This window comes from Vibrio sp. 10N.286.49.B3, from assembly GCF_002873395.1.
Lineage (GTDB): Bacteria > Pseudomonadota > Gammaproteobacteria > Enterobacterales > Vibrionaceae > Vibrio.
Map to the genome: position 1 here is coordinate 73,602 of NZ_MCUV01000003.1, position 17,629 is coordinate 91,230.

Below are 17,629 nucleotides of genomic sequence, written 5' to 3' on the forward strand. Positions count from 1 at the left end.
GATCAATCGCCACTACCCAACCATATTAATATGACCGGCTGCTTTAATTTTCACATGCACCATATTGCCTTGCAGATAACTGAGTGGGATCTCACTACGCTCTATAATCGTGACACTGTCACCACAAGCGCCTGCTTCAATAGCAAGTTGCTTTGCTGCCTCTTCTAGTTGCACGATAACTTGATCACGTGATGACGGTTCAATAGACACAATTTTGTCAAACTGACCCGATATTTCCCCAAGAGCAACACCAATAGCGTTCGCGACCTCAAAATGCTGCGGGCGAACCACTTGACTCACGCCTTCCAGATGATCAGGAAATAAGGCACTACCGCCCCCAACCATAATGACCGGGATACTTGCAGCAGAGGTCTTCATTTTATCAATCCCCTCTTCAACATCGCGGATCATTTGTTGATAGACTTGCTCGGCCTGAACTTGACTAATACCAATATCATTTTGTAATAAATGCTCGGCTTGCCACTGTAATTTGCCTGTTTTTAACGCCACATCGGTCAATGTCAGTTCATCACCACCAAAACTGCGCGCAGTCTGAGTTAAGGTATGCCCAACACTTTCCGGCCCCAGAGTTATAACGTCAAATGATCGATTATCAACCGCTGCCTGACTCGGCTCAATACGAACTTTCGTGCCACCACCTATCGCCAGCGCCAAAATATCTGGCATTCGAAAGTTTGTTCTAACTTCACCGATTTCCACCACCAAACTCGACTCACGTGGGTAACCATGCGTCAACACACCAATATCTGACGTGGTTCCACCAACATCGACCACAATAGCCTCTTTCAACTTGGTTAAGTGACTCGCACCTCGAATGGAATTGGTTGGGCCACAAGCGACCGTTAAAATAGGGTACATCAGTGCAAATTGTTGCGACATTAAGGTGCCATCGTTTTGCCCAAAATACGGCGTGGTATCAATATTATGCTGACTCAATGCCGCGCAAAAACCATCAACAAAACGTTTAGCTGTTCCTTGTAAGGCCGCATTAAGAATCGTGGCATTTTCTCGCTCAAGCAAGCCTAAACTGCCGACCTTATGTGAGAGTGAAATATTCACCTCTGGCAGCTCATCTCTCACCCACTGAGCGACTAATAACTCTTGATCACCATTGACTGGCGAAAACACACCGCACAATGCAATCGAATCCACCTGACCTTTCATCTGCTGACAAATTTGACGGATTTCGCTTTCTTGAACATCAGCAATTAAATCACCGTTATATTCATAGCCACCATGCGCTTGATAAAAGTGATCGCCTAACTGCGCCTGCCAAGATGGACTCCAACCACAAAGCGGAGGCACACTGTCACCACTTGGTAGCGATAAACGGATCATACCTACCCTATCAAGCCCTTTACGCTCAACAATCGCATTAGTGCATTGCGTCGTACCCAACATCGCGTGCTTAACTTGTGCTCCAGTCAGATCGGCTTGTTCTAAAAGGGCGCTTATCGCATTATCAATACCTGTGGAAATATCGGCGGTGGTGGCCGTTTTAATTTTTGCCAACACCTTCAAATCAGCATCCAGTAATACACCATCGGTATTCGTACCACCCACATCAATACCTAAACGGCAGTAATCTGATGTTTTATCTTTCATGCTTGCTTCCTTTTAATGCCGATTTCAGATCTTCAATAGGCTGATAGACAACGCTATAACCAAAGTAACCCGGACCTGCCACTTCAATGCCTTTTTCGCTGCGCCATTTAGGATCACAAGGGTACGCAATCAAATCGATACGCTGACCATAACGTAACTGCTCGGTAGTAATCGGTTGACCCGTTCCATGATCAAGAATCGAAATAAGATCAGGCGTCGATGCCAGTAGATTCTCTTGATTCATCTCTAAGCGACTGCGCCCTTTATGTGCCAGCAACAGCTCATTTTGAAATTGAACAAAGACACAATCCACGCCGGTATCTTCAAACTGAGCAAGCTTCTCAATCACGACACCACCCGTTGCAAAGCCACCGTCCGTTTCACGCTGAATATCAACAATCTTGCCACTAATTAAAAGATGACCACCAACAATATCGAGCACCGCTTGAGTACCACTCGTATTATTGTCATTAGCAGTACGGATCGCTTCACCGATTTTTCTCGCTTGCGTTAAGGTTGCCGGTAATGCGCTGCGTTTAAGGTCTCGCCCTTTCATTGGGTAGTCACACATTGCCGCTGATCCCCCCATCTGTTCAGTGATCGGGCGAGCCAGTTTTTCAGACCAAATACCATCAACAGGATAAAGCGTCACAACATTACCGCGTTCATCGGCAAGCGTATTCGGTGCCGACGGCAAATCATCCAAGAAAAAAGTCACCATCTGAGCTTCAGGAAAAGCACGCCCCATCGCATCACAATCCACAACAGGAATATTCTTTTGCGCAGCGACTAAAATAGGAATAAGAGAATTAAACCCACCCACTTCAATCGGAAAAGTAGCGGCGACTTTGGTTGCTAACGCCTTTTCCATTGCTTCAAACGCCACCAGCATTTGATCTTTCGAATTCAACTTTTCAATCGCAACCGTAGGCGCACCAATCATCGAAGCAGGCACCGTCATCCAGTCATCTTCTACTTCATCAAGCGAAATCATACGCACTGGCTGTTTCGCGGTCGCAATCGCCATTTTCGCCATCAGGGAACCACTATAAGGGTCACCGCCACCACCAGTCCCTAATACCGTCGCTCCCAGTGCGATATCATCAATCATTTGTTCGGTAATAATCACTACTGCTATTCCTTATTGCTTATTACTTAAAGCGGTCAACTTAACCAACACCAGATAACAAAAACCCGCAGACAAAATACCGTCTATTGCTGAAATGCTGGTCAAAGAAAATACATCGAAAAACTCAGGCGCCGTACAAGCACTAAATGTGGTACCAAATGCCCAAGAGACTAATCCAGTAAACAACCAAGCCGGCGCTTTTTGAATATTCTCAAAGCTCATCTTGGTGCTATCAATTAAGTAGTATTGGGCAATATACACACCAGCAGCAGGGGCAATCGTGACACTGAGTAGCATCAAGAAATCGGTAAATTTTTCCACCATGCCTAATTGAGCAATACCAATACCAACCAGCGTCATAGCCATCACTAAGATAGGACGTGGGATCGTTGGCAGCACCATAGACATACATAAACCGCCCGACGTAAGATTGCTACTGTTGGTCGTCCATTGCGCAAAAACCAAGACAATAATGGCAGCCATCCCTAAGCCCAAGGTAAAGAACACTTCAACCAAGTCATCTGTGCCGGTCATTTTCATCAAAATCAATGCAATCAGAATAATGGCACTGTTTCCTACCAAGAAGCCGATACCCGCACCGAGAATGGCGTCTTTACGTGTTTTCGCATAACGAGCAATATCTGGCGCAGCAACAGCCGCAAGGATCCAAATAGACATAACAAAAGAGATCGCCTGGCCGAGCGTAAGAGGCTCATCGATAACCGGTGTAACGCCGCCCTGATAGTCCGCCGCTAAGAAAAGACCAATCGTAATTAACGTCACCATCAATGGAACCGAATAGGTACTGAGTTTACCAAGCGCGCGAACACCATAAATCGCCGTTGCCATCATCATTACACTGCCACTCACAAGCGCGGTTAAATGTGAGATAACGATGTCGTACTTCAATAGCGCATCAACCATAATGTAGGCAAAGAAATCGGCTTGAAACGCGAACCAGCCAACCAGCGATACGCCATTAATAAACCCTAAGATCTTACCGCCATTACGTCCAAATACTGCGCTACTGACTAGAGGGGTAGATACGCCAGATTGAAAACCAATATTGGCACACAGCATCGCAATAACCGCTAGCAGACCAGAGCCCATAAAAGTAGCCATTAACGCTTCTTCAAAACCAATACCGCTGCTTAAGATAGAGCCTAAAAATAGCCCAGAGATATCAATGCCTATCGCCAACCAAATCAGGCTAATAACCCACCATGAGCGTTTCGCTTGCTCTGGCACTGGCTCCAACTCAAAATCGTCTATCGCTTTGTGACCCTGCTTTGCCGCTTTTTTATCTATATACGCTTCTGTTGTCATGACGCCATCCATGCATTGTTATTCCGTTAGTATGAATAAATACTACTTATCTATTTGCAATTTATAAATGAATATAATTTAATACAAACATAATAAAAAACAAATGTAACCATTATATGATTTCAAACAATAGGTTAGATAAAAGAGATATCAAAAGGCTAGAGATTTTTTGTGAGATAGTCGAGCAAGGTGGCATTAATCAAGCCGTCGCCAGCACAGGAATGAGTCAGCCAGTGTTAAGTAATCAGCTTATCGCGTTAGAAAAAAGCTTAGAATTAACATTGTGTCAACGTGGGCGTAAAGGCTTTAAGCTAACTCATGAAGGTGAGAAAGTTTATAACTATGCAAATCAGCTAAAATCAACCTTAACCGATTTTGCCTATAAATTACGTGGCGTTCAAACCGAACTGTCAGGGCATGTGCGTATTGGTTGTCTTGATAACACGGTGAGCTTACCTAACAACCCGCTGCCTAAAACCATCGAGGCCTTTTATCAATTGAGTAATAGTGTCGAGGTGAGCGTCGAGGTAGGTGACTTTACTCAGCTCAATGAAAAGCTCGCCAAGAACCAGATTGATATGATGATTGTGGTGTTGGGTTCCCATCAGAAGTCGGCTTTTCAATATAAATTCCCACTATTTGATGAGCACAGTTACCTCTATGCGCGTCGTGATCTGGCTGAAAAAATCATGGATAATCACTTTTCGTTGGATGGCTGTCGGATCAATATGGGCGGCTATGCAAGAGATGAGATGTTTACGCTACTGGATATTGAGCAATACGATGCTGTAAAACCCTTTGACGGCTGGCACGTGGAATCCGGCGTTATTCTCACCTTGGCCGGCACACACCTTAGCTTTCTCCCCTCTCACCTTATTGATCGAGGGCATTATGATCAGGCGCTGATTGCCTTACAACCCGACAAGTGGAGCCTAACTAGCCAATTCTATCTCGTATTAAAGCAGCCGATAGATTCCCTACCACCAGCTGCACGTGCGTTCTTTGATCTACTTGAGTGTGTGGATGGGTGAATATAATAAATTACAAAAGATCACTAAGCCAAATAGAGTGACTTGTGTAAAGATCTTCATTTCTTTCTCCGCCAACTTCAAGCGAAAAAACGCCAAATTGTTCTGTCGCTATATTTAAGTGCTGAGTCGGAACTCCTAACGCTTTCCATTGCGGGTTTGCTACAGTCTTTGCCAACAGATAGGTCACCTCATGAGCAACCTGTCCTTGCTTGCTATTTCTCGACGTCGCGATATTCACTGCCCTTTGTGGAATAGTTGACGATAAGTTTTGATTAGGTATTAATTGCTCCAAAGTGACTTTAACAACGTCCATGTCTTGGATACTGTAAGCGACTCCGCGACCTTTAGGCGTTACTTGGATGCTTTGAGTTTTACGACTAAATTCTTCGAGTTGCTTCTTCTGTGCTGATGTCATTGTGCTTGCAGGGACCGAATCCGGATATACTTCGGCCAATTTCGTTAATACCTTCATCAACGCTTGGCTCATAAGGACAGCTCCACTAATGGCTGAACCTCTTCTCGCTTCTCAATCTGCTCGAAAATTTGCCAACTATTACGGCTAATGTGGTTCTTGCCATTCGCTTGATGGATTGGCACACAATAACGCGCCGTGGTTAACGGTGCTGGCGAAGCAAAAATCAATGCAAAACCAAATTGATCAGCAATCCTCAATGTATTGTTCAAGGCGAGCGGGTAGATATTCCAGAGACCATTCATCCACAATAATCCAAGGCGTATGTGGCTGCTCCGAAAGAGAGTTAAAAAGTGCTTGGTCATCAATTTTCTGTTTTTTTAGTTTTTCGACACGACGATCATCACCAAAGAGCAGACTTAACTTCTCCGTAATCTCACCTATTTGCTGTGCCAATTCATTGTACTTCTTGTCTGCATTCTCAAGAGCTGTATTGATCGCTACCAACTGGATCTCAAATGTCTGTCTTTTCTCGTTTCGCTGTGCCTGGTCTTTTTTAAATTGTTGCAGCTGCTCGTAGTCCCTCAAGTCCTGTTCACACTGTTTGACTGCGGTATTTAATTCGCTCTTTTTCCTCTCAGCAGCTTCGCTTTCTCTACTTACTTCAAGTATTTGTTTTAGTTCTGTTATTTGCTTATTGACATCGTCTATTTCCTCCACCAGCTCCTGCTCTGTTTTTTGAACATGCTGAGGAATAAGCTCCTCAAGGGAAAGTTTTAAACCTGAAAGCGAAAGTTTCTCAGAAGATTCACCATTGAGCATGTTTCGAAGCTGCTTGATGTCAAACGAATACTGCGAAGGTGGCAGTTGCATTACCCGTTGACTAAGTACTTTGTTTAGCTTTTGTAATTCATCTACATTAAGCACTTTAGAAAGGTGAAGGTATAAATTATCACCCAAAGGCCGATGAATATTTGCATGTTCTCTCTCGTAGCGAGGATATGACCATCACATTTAATGAACTTGATATATTCTTTCAAGCCAAGGTCAAAAGCTTTATCAAGATTGGCAAGAAGTAATAGCCCAATTGCGTAAAGCATTACCTTCAGGTATTACTTTACGCTAATCACTGGCTTTAACTACGAGTGACTCTAAATATCAAGTTGATGCTCTTGAATAACCTGTTCCCCTAACTGACCAAACACCGCTCTGACAGCTGAGTGAAACTTTCTAAGCTGGTTACAGGTATGTCCCAATCTCGCATCACATCGCTCGAAAGGGGTTAGCTCGGTTTCAGCTAATAACTTGATAGATTCAAGATCGGCACTCTCAAGCAAAGGCTCTAGGTATTCTTCAATGTCCTCTAGCCACTGTTGCCTCTCTGCTTTTAGAAATGGAGCATTTAGGTTTAACAGGCCAATCGTATCCCGCGCTTTCTTTTGCTCATCGGCTGACAATGCCAGGTTTGGGCTAATTTCACCATTGCCAGAAGAGTATATGAAATAATCTCGACAATTAGCCTGATGTGGCGATACAAATGACACTGTATCAAAATTATTCCCTTTAAAATGGCCTCCAAACTGCAACGGACCAGGAAAGTGCTTTAAATCTTCACTAGCTAACGAACATAGTAACAGGTTGCCATAGTCGAAAGTGTGTTCAGGAAACATACTCTTAGGTCTCTCGTGCTCAATATGAATCCCCATATTCAGCTCAAGAGCAAAATCCGTCAGGTTTAGCTCTGTGTAACAGCAAAGCCCGTATTGTTGCTGTAGTAACTGGCGGCTAAGCTCAGTTTTACCATTAAAGTTTTTCCAGCGCCGAGTAGCCTCTTCACTTGTTGCTGGATTCCCGCCCTCTATTTCCTGCTCAAGCTTTACGTTGGTTGCATCATCAGGCTTATCTATGTATCTCATTTACCCAACAACTCCCTGCGCTTCAATACTCTATCAGCATGAACTAAATCTTCGTGTTCCTTACCCAGTAAACCTTCCAACTGTGCACGCACCTTCGTTGCTTCGTCATCCCTTCCTAGTCCAGAGTTTATTAACTGCATATACTCTTCAAAAAGCGCCACCTGACGAAGTGGAGGTCGAGCATCGACATTGAGTGTTTGTGTCAAGACATAGTTACTAGGTTTTCCTAATGTCTCTCCAATTGGAGGTAACGCTTCGCTCTCTCCTTCCGCGATATCTGGTAACACTCGAATTTGCTCTTGTTTCACTGTAGACAGCACTTGAGGGCTGTGTGTGGTCACAATGAACTGTATGTTGGAAAATGCTTCAGATAAGTTCTGAAGAACTAGCTGTTGCCACTGAGGGTGTAAGTGCATATCTACTTCATCAATAAGTACAATACCACTTGTTTCTTTCACCGCATTTTCAGCTAAATGAGGGTTAAGTCTAACGGCTCTATAAGCAATATCGGCGACCATTCCTAGCATATTACGCACGCCATCACTTAAGTATGAAACCGGTACATTGCCTTGATCTTTGTGCGTAGCAATCACTTCTTTAGTTGTTGCGCTATATCTAATGTTTGACCACCCTGAAGGAGCTAATACAATATTTACAGCGTTAGTAATTGCCTTTAATAACTTGCCTCTAATTGTAGTGCCATGAGTAACTGCATCTTCAAGACCATGCTCCTCTATGATTTGCATTTTTCTCTCATAGTCTGCAATCGTTTCTGCTCTTAACCACTGAGCAAATGCTGAATAAGTCGACTCAGGATCCAAACAATCCAAGTAACCATCTAGACGGCTATTTATTTGATGGGCTGGATTCTTCTTTTCAGTTAATCTTTTCTCCTTCCAAAGCCGCCCAGTTCCGTAATAGCTCAACAAAGGTAAGATTACTTTTTCATTGTTCTGTACTGACTTCTGTAAGTCTTGAGCAACTGCCTTGAGTTCTTTAACTTGGGTTGTCCGTCCCTTTAGTGTATTTCTAGACCGTGACCAGCTATTAGGGAATTGATAGTCATCCCCCCCGTGAACGGTCACTTGAACTTCAACAGGAAATTGACGCTCCATCGTGAACTTTGCAGATCCTGAAAGAACATCCCCAGCCTCTAGTTCATCAGCCTCGATAGTATGTTTAGCGATTCGAATATCAGAATTGAGGATTCCACGATCTTTGCTTGTTTCAAACCCACCAGCAAACTGCCCATAGCCAATCGCAATAGCATCAAGAATAGACGTTTTACCAAAGCCATTTAGACCGACAAGAACATTAACGCCAGTGCCAAACTGACACTCGAAATGTTTGAATGCTCTGAAATTTTTTAGTTCTAGTTTATCTATTTTCATCATTTATCCATAAGCTGTTCTAGTCGGTGCGAGATTACAGCAATCTTTTATTCATTTTATCACTAATATCGTGAGCGCCTTGAGCATCCCATACGCAGAGACCACTGTAGACCATATATAGAATCATCAAGTGATATTTTCAATTTTCTTTGCTGACTGCCAGCCCTAAAGAAGTATATTATGGTGTATTTTTAATCATTACATGCCCATTCAATCAGTTTACAGTCTTGGTGAGTTAGATTAAATAACTTTAAATTCAGATGGTCGGCACACACCTTAGTTTTCTCTCCTCTCACCTTATTGATCGAGGGTATTATGATCAGGCGCTGATTGCCTTACAACCTGACAAGTGGAGCCTAACTAGCCAATTCTATCTCGTATTAAAGCAGCCGATAGATTCCCTACCACCAGCTGCACGTGCGTTCTTTGATCTACTTGAGTGTGTGGATGGGTGAGGGTTATGTGTTTTTATATGACTTATCCGCTACCATTCTGAAACTAATAAACGGCTTCTGACACCCTTTATTTGCAATCCCATGGCTTCAAATACTTCTTCAAAATCATCGCATTGTGTTGCGACATTAGGTAACGAAAGCGTCGCTTCAGTAAAAAATCGCTGCTGATGCACAGGATCACTACCCCATGCTAGTTGCCACCAATCTAGAATTCTTTCTTTTGAGTCGTATAGTCGTTTACTCTTGGGTACCCTGTCACTTTTACTGCGGTTCTCTGTTGAAGTCGCGGGTAATAAATTCCATCGGTCATTGTTTGGCCAATAAGCAAAAGGAAGGCAATGATCTACATCGTATTTACCCTTTAATAAGGTATTACTCCATGCACTTTTGATAATTGCACCATCCCCTCTTAGCTCATCCACACGCTTACGGACATCTCGGGTATTACGTGATGCATCAATCCACACTAGGCAGTCATAGTATGTCTGTAGAGAGATACTTCTGTCTCGATTCAGTTCAAAACGCTGCATTTCTTTAACCCACTGGTTTACCACCAACTGCTCTATCCAAGAATGATAGATCCGAAAGCAATCCCACAATTTTTCATCCAAAACAAACTGCCCATACCCTTCTAAAAACTCACTATCTAAGACAATAGAATCTAAACGCTTTCTACGCTTTTTGGGCGGCTGAATTTCAAATAGCTTATTTTGCTTATCGCCTTGGTAAATAAAGGTAACAGGTCCTGCTTTTATCGTACTTAACGTTTGAGTAAACAGTTTTTGAATCGCTTCTGCATCATTACCTAAAAACAGAGACCCGATAGAGAAGTCATCAGCAGCAAGGTGTTTGAGTTTATTCCAACCATCCTCTTTCACAAAACCCAACCCTTTCGCTGTATTCGAATTTTGTTGAATTCCTCTCCCCTCAATATCGACATCAATCAGGCGTTTGAACTGTCGTACCCAATATAGCGCTACCAAGCCTGCTGAAAGTGCCACTTTTCCATCGCTACGGTCTAACACCGCACCAGGGTGAGCATCAGCTATACGAAGTAGTGTTCTTAGTAGAGCTAGCTTATAAGTTGCTGATTTGTTGTCATTAATGATTATTCGACGAACTGTGTTTAGATTACCTGAACCATCATCAGGTAAATTGAGCACTACAGTCTGCCAAGACACATCTGTCCGCTGAAGGTTGTCTTTACTCCCTGATACCAACTGAAGCTTCAACGCGTGATCTTTTGACATCTTTTCTAGTTCTTCAACCGAAACAGGAAAACCTTCACGCCCATCAGTAAACGCCCCATGACGTAAGCTAATAACTAATTTTCCATTTGGTGACAATAGATTTGATAGCTTACGAAATGCTCTTTCACGTAAGGAGGGGGCTAAATGCATCCACACAGCACTAACCAGTATTAGGTCAAAACGCATCCCTAAACTTTGTACACTTTTTAGTATGGGAAGTGAATCATCAAGCCAAGTGACGTCGGGACCAGTACTCTGCTGCCCTATCTGACGTAATGCATTACACGGCTCTACGGCTATAACTTCACAGCCTTGCGCATTCATCCATTTGGCATCACGACCAGAGCCAGCACCAACATCTAAAACATTAGATCCAGCTTCAGGCCAATACGGCTTCCACGCTTGGTGGACAGATTCGAATTCAAGACCATTATATTGGTCTGCTAACTCACTAGCATTTTGACTATAGAAGGAAGAAGTTGAGTTCATGGAAAAGCACCGTATATCATTGTTAATACATGATATACGGCTAGATTGTATATGGCGAGAGCTTAATAAAGAAGCTAAGCTTATTTTATTATAAGATGACTAGGTCCCAGATCTGTTTGTAACAGTCTAAACTCACTATTGCCATTTCTGCCCTTCACGACATTCCGATAGATGCTTAAATGGAAATGGTCGTACTGTCGCAAGCTTATTGCGGACAAAGTAGCTCCTTGTTAAATCTAAACAAAACTGCTTTAGATTCTCTGGACCTTCAAGAAACCTAATATGATTGAATTGTCCACGACTGAACTTAAAACCGCCCTTTTCAATCCCAGCAAAATAAGCTGAATTTTCCTCATCGTAGAAGTGCCCAGTTAACGCACCTAAGTATTCGTTTTGCTGCCCTTTGAGTGAGTAATTCAGCATTACACCGCTCTCTTCGAAGTAACCATCAACCAGAGTTTTTTCAGCGGTGGATCGGTAGCCAACCTTAGCAATGTTGAGATCTTCTTTGTAAAACTCTTCCTGCAAAGGGTGTGCCTCCAACATAGACTTGAGCTTGTCATAAATGGGATCGCTTGAGTAGGTAGGATTTGAAAGGAACTGATCAATATACTCGCGTTTTAAACCCTGTTGGTTACCGCTCTTTAAGTGCTCAAGTACTTCAAAAAGCTTTTCAGCATCTGGGATAGCAGCAATTTTTTCATGAACAATGGTACAAATTTGAGGTGGTTGCTGCGCCATGTCGATCACATAGTTCAGCGTCTCAAAGAAACGCTGCTTTTCAGGCAATTCAATACCAAGCTCTTCAAAATAAAACTCATCTTGCTGTTCATATTCAAAATTCCCGTTATCACACTTCAAAATATGGAAAACCGAATCCTGATTGGTCTTTTTAGAGGTTTCTATCTCGACAAACCAATAGTTCCCCTCCAACTTTTGAATGAGAAACTCGCCTTTCAAGCACTCTAGTTTAATCGCCATTTCTTTTACAACTGCATCAATAATCGGGCTCAGTTCATTTCCTTTTGCTTTTGGGCGTACAGAGGTAATCGTCGAATTGTAGATACTTTGCGTCACGCGCTCTGATGTATAGAAACCAGACTTGGGATCGGCTAGCTCTGCTTTCTCATAGTCTTCAGCGCTATCTAAAACCACGATTAAAGGCTTTTTCTCATCAAGATCTACAGCATCAATAAATTCAACCTGCACTGGCCATTGCTGCCGTTTCAACTTCTCAAAGCCATCCTCTTTCAAAGATGCATTCGTAATCTGTAAGCCACCAGCATCATCGATAAGCTTATAGATACGTTGATACACCTTTTCGACATCACTCTTTTTGTAATGCTCACGCCAACTTGCATTAATAGGCTTTAATTTAAGTGATAAACAACCAGAGAAATGCGTATTCATCAGATCGATGAACTGAAAAATAGCCCCGGTTTTCGTCTTTTGAAGCGAGACCAGCTCTTGACCGGAAATATCAATAGCATTAGTCGTGAACTTTTTCTTACCTGGACTATGTACAATAAGGTTGCCCCTAGCGTTTCGTCGCAATAGCCCACTTTCCATATCAAAATCATACTTGGCTTGTTGTTCAATATAACCTGCAGGTTTCTTGTATACCGTTTCTATCGGTGAAAAAGTGGTACCGTTCATCGATATAAATAATGAGTTAAAGCGTACACTCTCCTTAAGATCAAACTTTAAACATTTGTATACAATATGCTCGTAAAACTTGTCTGGCTCGACAAAAAGATACGTCTCACCAAGCCCTGAGAAAAAATGACTTGGTGCTACTTTGCCGAGAGCGCGGACAAAAAGACGCCCTAATAGCAACTGATCGCAGTCTTCAAATTTAACACTTTCAAAGGCAATTTCTGCTGATTCTGACTTAGCTTTATCTTTTTTGTCGAGCAAAATCCAATGGCAGCGAGAGTGTCGAATAAGCGCTTTTGGCGTAGACGCTTGCTCAATTAAACTCAATTGCTTCGCGTAATCTATCTTCCCATTGCTTCTATTCAGTGACACTTTATAAATAACATACTTTTGCTTTAGTGCCTCAACATTAAAGGTTAGGTTAATAAGGCTGGTTAAACTTCGGCTCATCTTCTTCACTCCGAAAATTGGTTTAGTAATTCGATTAACTGGAACATTGGCGGGACATTGTTCGATCCTGTCATACCGTCGATAATTCCCGGAATTTCAATAACATCAGCAAGCTCTGGGCGAATATGCTCGACACAATGTTCCTCATGAGTGACAAATTTGCGTGAGTTTATTCCTTCCGAACCACTCCAGATAGTATTGATATACATGGCTTGGACGTGCTTGTTTGCAAACTTTTTTGGAGGATGTTTCTTAATTTTATCCAACTTGGTTTTGCACTTATCCAAGGTATTATCGTGAATCAAACAACCTAATTCTAAATCCCAATGTTTAACATCAATCAAAAGGATTCGATTGCCAAGTTCGATATACCCATCAAACCACTCCACACATCCGTCAGGCATAGTTTGGATTTTGTAGCCAAACTCCTGCAGGATTGCGCTAACCGCTTCCTCACCAAGAGCTCCCATATAGAGATCAAACATCGCTGGCGCCAACACAAACTGCCCGCTTTCAAATGACGTAGCAAAGTTATTTATTTCAAAGTGAGTTGAAATAATCTTGTTTCGCATCAGTAAAGGAAGCTTTGCTGAAACTTCAGATACTTCTCTTAAGCCAGACGCATCAGCTGGGTTAACGAAAATTTCCGTAATCCCTTTTTCATCAGAGTAATCTATTCGATAGCGGTATTGCCCCATATCATTATTAGAATTGATGTAATAACGCCTCTTTTCTCCGATAGGTCGCTGAGTCATTGCAGGTTTCTCAAGCATCCATTTTCGCAGCTTATCATACTGATCTATCGCATCAGAGCTCTGATACTCATAGACATTACCTATTAACCTTTGAATATGAGCATAATTACGAGATGCTTTGGGATCGTAATCTATATACTGTTTTTCCTGCATAATCACTTTGTGCTGTCTTTTAACTTCAGTAATCAATGCTTGATATTCGTAGGAAAGATAAGCAAGGTCTCTACCATCATTGGCTAACGTTTTAATAAAGCCAGTCTCAGCATCGTACATTATCGTGATCTGCTGTTGTTTCCACTCGGTTCGACACATTCGACCCAAAGCTTGCTCAATAAAGCGGTAAACAGCGTATCGATAATCTTCACTTCCTTTATAAGTTTTAATTATCGCATTGACTGTCATAGCACTCACCTTTGACGAAATTAAGGACTTAAGTTGACTCTTAGCATCATTAGCAGCAATAATCCCTTTTTCATGTAGCATTAGAATGTCATGTATATTCTTCTTTATTGCTAAATCTTTATCTTCAGGAGCTGAATCTTCTCTAAGATGGCTGCCAATCAGACTTTTCGGTTCCTCAAGATACATCGAATCAATATCCGTTTTATATTGGAAAGGCTCGCTTTCAATTTCTCCAACATAAATGAAATTATGATTATTACCTATGCTATACGATGGCGATAACCCTGCACCTGTCGCTTGGTAATTAGTGATCACCACAACTTTTTTATCTGTCGTTTCTAGCAGATCAAGAACGCTCTGAAATTGTTTATTTCGAAATGATGCGGCATTGATATTTTCGAAGATAGTTACCCCGAACTCCTTTCCTACGAATACCATAAAGTCAGTATACTCTTGACTTTTATAACTATTATTAAGCATACAAAAATGATATCGATTAGTTGGGTGCTCTGAGAATTTCTTTATAGAGTCTACAAATTTTGTCATTCTTCCGAGAGCAAAATTAAGACTTTTTGGTTCTGCGGTACCTAACAATCGACACAGTTCAATATCTAACAATTGTGGTACGTATGCGACACCTTTAAATTTCTCATAAAGAGAACGTATACCACCCCAGTTGACCCGCTGCGAAATAGATCTAACATTGATCTGAATGTCATTTTCGGCATACCTTCGCTTAGCATAATACTCTTGCTGGATAGCGACCTTTTGTGATGGGTTCAAGACAATGAGGCTCTCAGAAAGCGCCTCCTTTAAATACCCAAGATCAAAATTATGAATTGCTGAAGCACTGGTTGCTGTCGCACTGATACCGAGTATTTTGGCACCACCCATTACCCAATGAGTAAGTAAACCAGACGAAGTTAACGCCAGATCAAACGTCGTCGCTTTACACGTATTATCTGCATCGCTAAATCTAGAGATATTCGCTATTTCATACCCGCTATCATGGAAACTATAAGCTTTGTGATCACGTTGAACTTTAAAACTCAGACGAGTGGATATCAGAGACATAATGTTAGGGGTCATCTCAACTAAACCCAAGTTATTCAGTATCTTCGCTACTAGATTTTCTGTTGTATAAGTTTTGCTATCAGGTAATGCTTCAATATTTTTTTTCAACGTAACGACTGCACTTAGCATAGCCTTGCAAAAGATTCGAACTAATTGCGCTCCGTTATTTATAAACTGTATCGCGCTTTCATCTCCCTTTGGACCAATCTCGTGGCTACCATTTTTATTATTTATATGAGACTTCAAATCCTCATGCTTAAAGTTGATAGCATGAATAGACATTCTATCCGTCAGCAAAGTAAATACTTGGTTTTGGTTTTCGCTTCCCTCTTGAATAGTCGAATCTGCGATAAAGGGCCTATATTGCACATGCCATTTACATTTATACTCATCAAGCGCTACTCGAAATTGATCAAAACACTTATCAACACCCGCAAACTCGGGAGCGCCTTGAATGATGAAACTATCAAAACTTGCATAGAATTTTCGGGTTAAAGTTATGATATCGTAATCAGAGACAGTGTTAATAAGGTGGGTTAAGAACTCACTTTGTTGACGATCGAACTCATCGAGTATCAGTAGTGAGTTACTTAGTAAGTCGCTAATTCTATATGTACGTTCAATTCCATGCCACGGATACAGTAGTTTTGATGTAGTAAGAAAAAGGACTTGAGTTTGCTCTGTATCAATCCGTCGCGCAGGAAACACTTTATCGAGTATCGCTTCAACTGAGTTGCTCAAACTTCCCTTACCTCGAAAGTAAGATCTAAGCAGTGTATAAATACTTTGATAATGCCTACGCAACTCATCTTCTATGACCACTAAATTATTGCTGCTTTCTTTAGCTTGAGTAAACAAAGTGATTCTATCGCGTAAAGACTTCAACTCTCTTATCTGCTGAGTATTTAAAACCTCCGAGATAGTTAGCCAATCACCATCAGAAAGAAACTCAATGCACGTGGCTTGTGCTGGAATAAATATAACATTCTTCGATAGATCTAATTTCTGTGCTGCACTCAAAGATCCGTGAGATTCAATCCTTTGTAATAACTCGTTATACGCCTTTTTGACGTTTTCTCTTAAGTTAGTCGAATAGATTAGTGTTTTCTTTGAGTCAGCGATTAAATGCTCAACTTGCAACGCAAAGACTTGATGGGTCTTACCCAAACCGGTATGTGCATCAACTAAAGCTAAGAACCCTTGATCTGTATTACACGGCTCAGGTCCCGCGATTTCTGAATATGTTTCTAGTAAAGCACTCATTATCTATTACCCTTTGAGTATAAAAGCTAACAAAAGTTGACTGGTGATATTAATTTTCAAATTAAATCCATCATATACTAGAATCATTTGATGCGTTAGAGTAAATTATTACAGTTCATTTTGATAACTTGGTGCATTCTGATATGGAAACAACACAAGACAAACGCCTTCGACTTATAGACTTTTATCTAATGTTCTACGGAAAAGTAAATCGAGCCGATCTGATGAAGCATGGTGAAATATCCATTGCTACCTCCAGTCGTGCCTTTAATCAATATCGTGAAGTGTTTGGTCAAAACTTGGTGTTTGATGTAGGAAGAAAGTGCTATATCCGTTCTGATAGTTTTCAGCCTAAGTTTGAGCATAATGCTTTTGCAGCTCTAAGACTTTTTGCATGGGGTATAGAAGAGAATCAAGTTGACATCAACACCTATGGCGTTATCAACTCGGAAAGAATTATTGAGAATTTATCGCCAACAATCGTCTCTTTAGTAACGCAAGCCATTGTTGAGAGAAAGGCACTCGTTGTCGATTACAGTTCATCAAATGGTCAAAAAACTCGTACTTTCTCTCCCCATTCTGTTTTTTTTGGCTTGGGATCATGGCATGTAAGAGGTTGGGACTCAAAGGCGAACGGTGGTAAAGGTAGTGGTCGCTCCTTTAAAGTCAGTCGAATAGTTTCAGCCCAAGCGACAGAAAATCCACAGTACGTCACTCAGCAAGAAGACAAAGAGTGGTTAACAGCCGTTACATTGAGTCTCGCTCCCCACACACAACATGTGAACCGTGATAATTTAATATGGGAACTTCAGATGAATGGAAAGCCTATTCGTAATCTAACAACCAATGCTGCGCTTGCAGGGTATGTATTAAATGATCTTCGAGTTGACTGTTCGCAGGATGGAATATTGCCTCCGAATGTATTTGGATTACAGTTAATGAATAGACATGAGTTAGAGGATGTGGAATCAATACAAGCTCTTGCTCCCGGCTATTAACGGTCA

Annotated in this window: 13 protein-coding genes and 1 pseudogene; 3 read left to right on the forward strand and 11 right to left on the reverse strand. The window is 41.7% G+C overall.

Annotation, left to right across the window (positions count from 1 at the left end; translation table 11 throughout):
• Window positions 1-12 precede the first annotated feature (12 nt).
• Genes BCU68_RS03080 through BCU68_RS03090 form a run of 3 tightly spaced genes read right to left on the reverse strand, consistent with a single transcriptional unit; the run spans window position 13 to window position 4,093 of the window.
• Entirely contained in the window at window positions 13-1,626 is a 1,614-nt protein-coding gene (locus BCU68_RS03080) for a hydantoinase/oxoprolinase family protein (protein WP_102563341.1), read from the reverse strand.
• Entirely contained in the window at window positions 1,616-2,755 is a 1,140-nt protein-coding gene (locus BCU68_RS03085) for a DUF917 domain-containing protein (RefSeq protein ID WP_102563342.1), read from the reverse strand. Before BCU68_RS03085 ends, BCU68_RS03080 begins: the two co-directional genes overlap by 11 nt.
• Window positions 2,756-2,767: 12 nt before the next feature.
• Window positions 2,768-4,093, reverse strand: a complete 1,326-nt coding sequence (locus tag BCU68_RS03090) for a cytosine permease (protein ID WP_102563343.1) — start codon at window positions 4,091-4,093, stop codon at window positions 2,768-2,770.
• A gap of 104 nt (window positions 4,094-4,197) precedes the next feature.
• Between BCU68_RS03090 and BCU68_RS03095 the strand changes: the two genes are divergently transcribed.
• The gene (locus tag BCU68_RS03095; RefSeq protein ID WP_102563344.1) at window positions 4,198-5,112 is read left to right on the forward strand and encodes a LysR family transcriptional regulator; all 915 of its coding nucleotides are present in this window, start codon (window positions 4,198-4,200) and stop codon (window positions 5,110-5,112) included.
• Between the two features lie 10 nt (window positions 5,113-5,122).
• Here BCU68_RS03095 and BCU68_RS03100 read toward each other — a convergent pair whose 3' ends face one another.
• The 5 genes from BCU68_RS03100 to BCU68_RS03115 form a co-directional block, all read right to left on the reverse strand.
• On the reverse strand, window positions 5,123-5,599 hold the full coding sequence (locus BCU68_RS03100; RefSeq protein WP_241901256.1) for a hypothetical protein: 477 nt from the start codon (window positions 5,597-5,599) through the stop codon (window positions 5,123-5,125).
• Window positions 5,596-5,784: a hypothetical protein gene (locus BCU68_RS17115; protein ID WP_241901257.1), complete on the reverse strand. Its 189-nt coding sequence runs from the start codon at window positions 5,782-5,784 to the stop codon at window positions 5,596-5,598. The genes BCU68_RS03100 and BCU68_RS17115 overlap by 4 nt, the downstream gene beginning before the upstream one ends.
• On the reverse strand, window positions 5,771-6,484 hold the full coding sequence (locus tag BCU68_RS03105; protein WP_241901258.1) for a hypothetical protein: 714 nt from the start codon (window positions 6,482-6,484) through the stop codon (window positions 5,771-5,773). Before BCU68_RS03105 ends, BCU68_RS17115 begins: the two co-directional genes overlap by 14 nt.
• A 191-nt stretch (window positions 6,485-6,675) precedes the next feature.
• Complete coding sequence (locus tag BCU68_RS03110) at window positions 6,676-7,440, reverse strand: retron system putative HNH endonuclease (protein ID WP_102563345.1); 765 nt, start codon at window positions 7,438-7,440, stop codon at window positions 6,676-6,678.
• Window positions 7,437-8,834 carry an AAA family ATPase gene (locus BCU68_RS03115; protein WP_102563346.1) on the reverse strand — a complete coding sequence of 466 codons (1,398 nt, stop codon included), beginning with the start codon at window positions 8,832-8,834 and terminating at the stop codon, window positions 7,437-7,439. Before BCU68_RS03115 ends, BCU68_RS03110 begins: the two co-directional genes overlap by 4 nt.
• A 263-nt stretch (window positions 8,835-9,097) precedes the next feature.
• On the opposite strand from BCU68_RS03115, the pseudogene BCU68_RS03120 reads away from it, so the two are divergent.
• Window positions 9,098-9,286: pseudogene (locus tag BCU68_RS03120) on the forward strand (LysR family transcriptional regulator); the annotation flags it as partial.
• 29 nt (window positions 9,287-9,315) lie between these two features.
• On the opposite strand, the gene BCU68_RS03125 reads toward BCU68_RS03120, so the two are convergent.
• The 3 genes from BCU68_RS03125 to BCU68_RS03135 form a co-directional block, all read right to left on the reverse strand.
• Window positions 9,316-11,025, reverse strand: a complete 1,710-nt coding sequence (locus BCU68_RS03125; protein WP_102563347.1) for a methyltransferase domain-containing protein — start codon at window positions 11,023-11,025, stop codon at window positions 9,316-9,318.
• A gap of 135 nt (window positions 11,026-11,160) precedes the next feature.
• Complete coding sequence (locus BCU68_RS03130; protein ID WP_102563348.1) at window positions 11,161-13,131, reverse strand: hypothetical protein; 1,971 nt, start codon at window positions 13,129-13,131, stop codon at window positions 11,161-11,163.
• 5 nt (window positions 13,132-13,136) lie between these two features.
• Complete coding sequence (locus BCU68_RS03135) at window positions 13,137-16,625, reverse strand: hypothetical protein (RefSeq protein ID WP_102563349.1); 3,489 nt, start codon at window positions 16,623-16,625, stop codon at window positions 13,137-13,139.
• Window positions 16,626-16,768: 143 nt separating this feature from the next.
• On the opposite strand from BCU68_RS03135, the gene BCU68_RS03140 reads away from it, so the two are divergent.
• Entirely contained in the window at window positions 16,769-17,623 is an 855-nt protein-coding gene (locus BCU68_RS03140; RefSeq protein ID WP_102563350.1) for a WYL domain-containing protein, read from the forward strand.
• The last annotated feature ends 6 nt before the right edge of the window (window positions 17,624-17,629 follow it).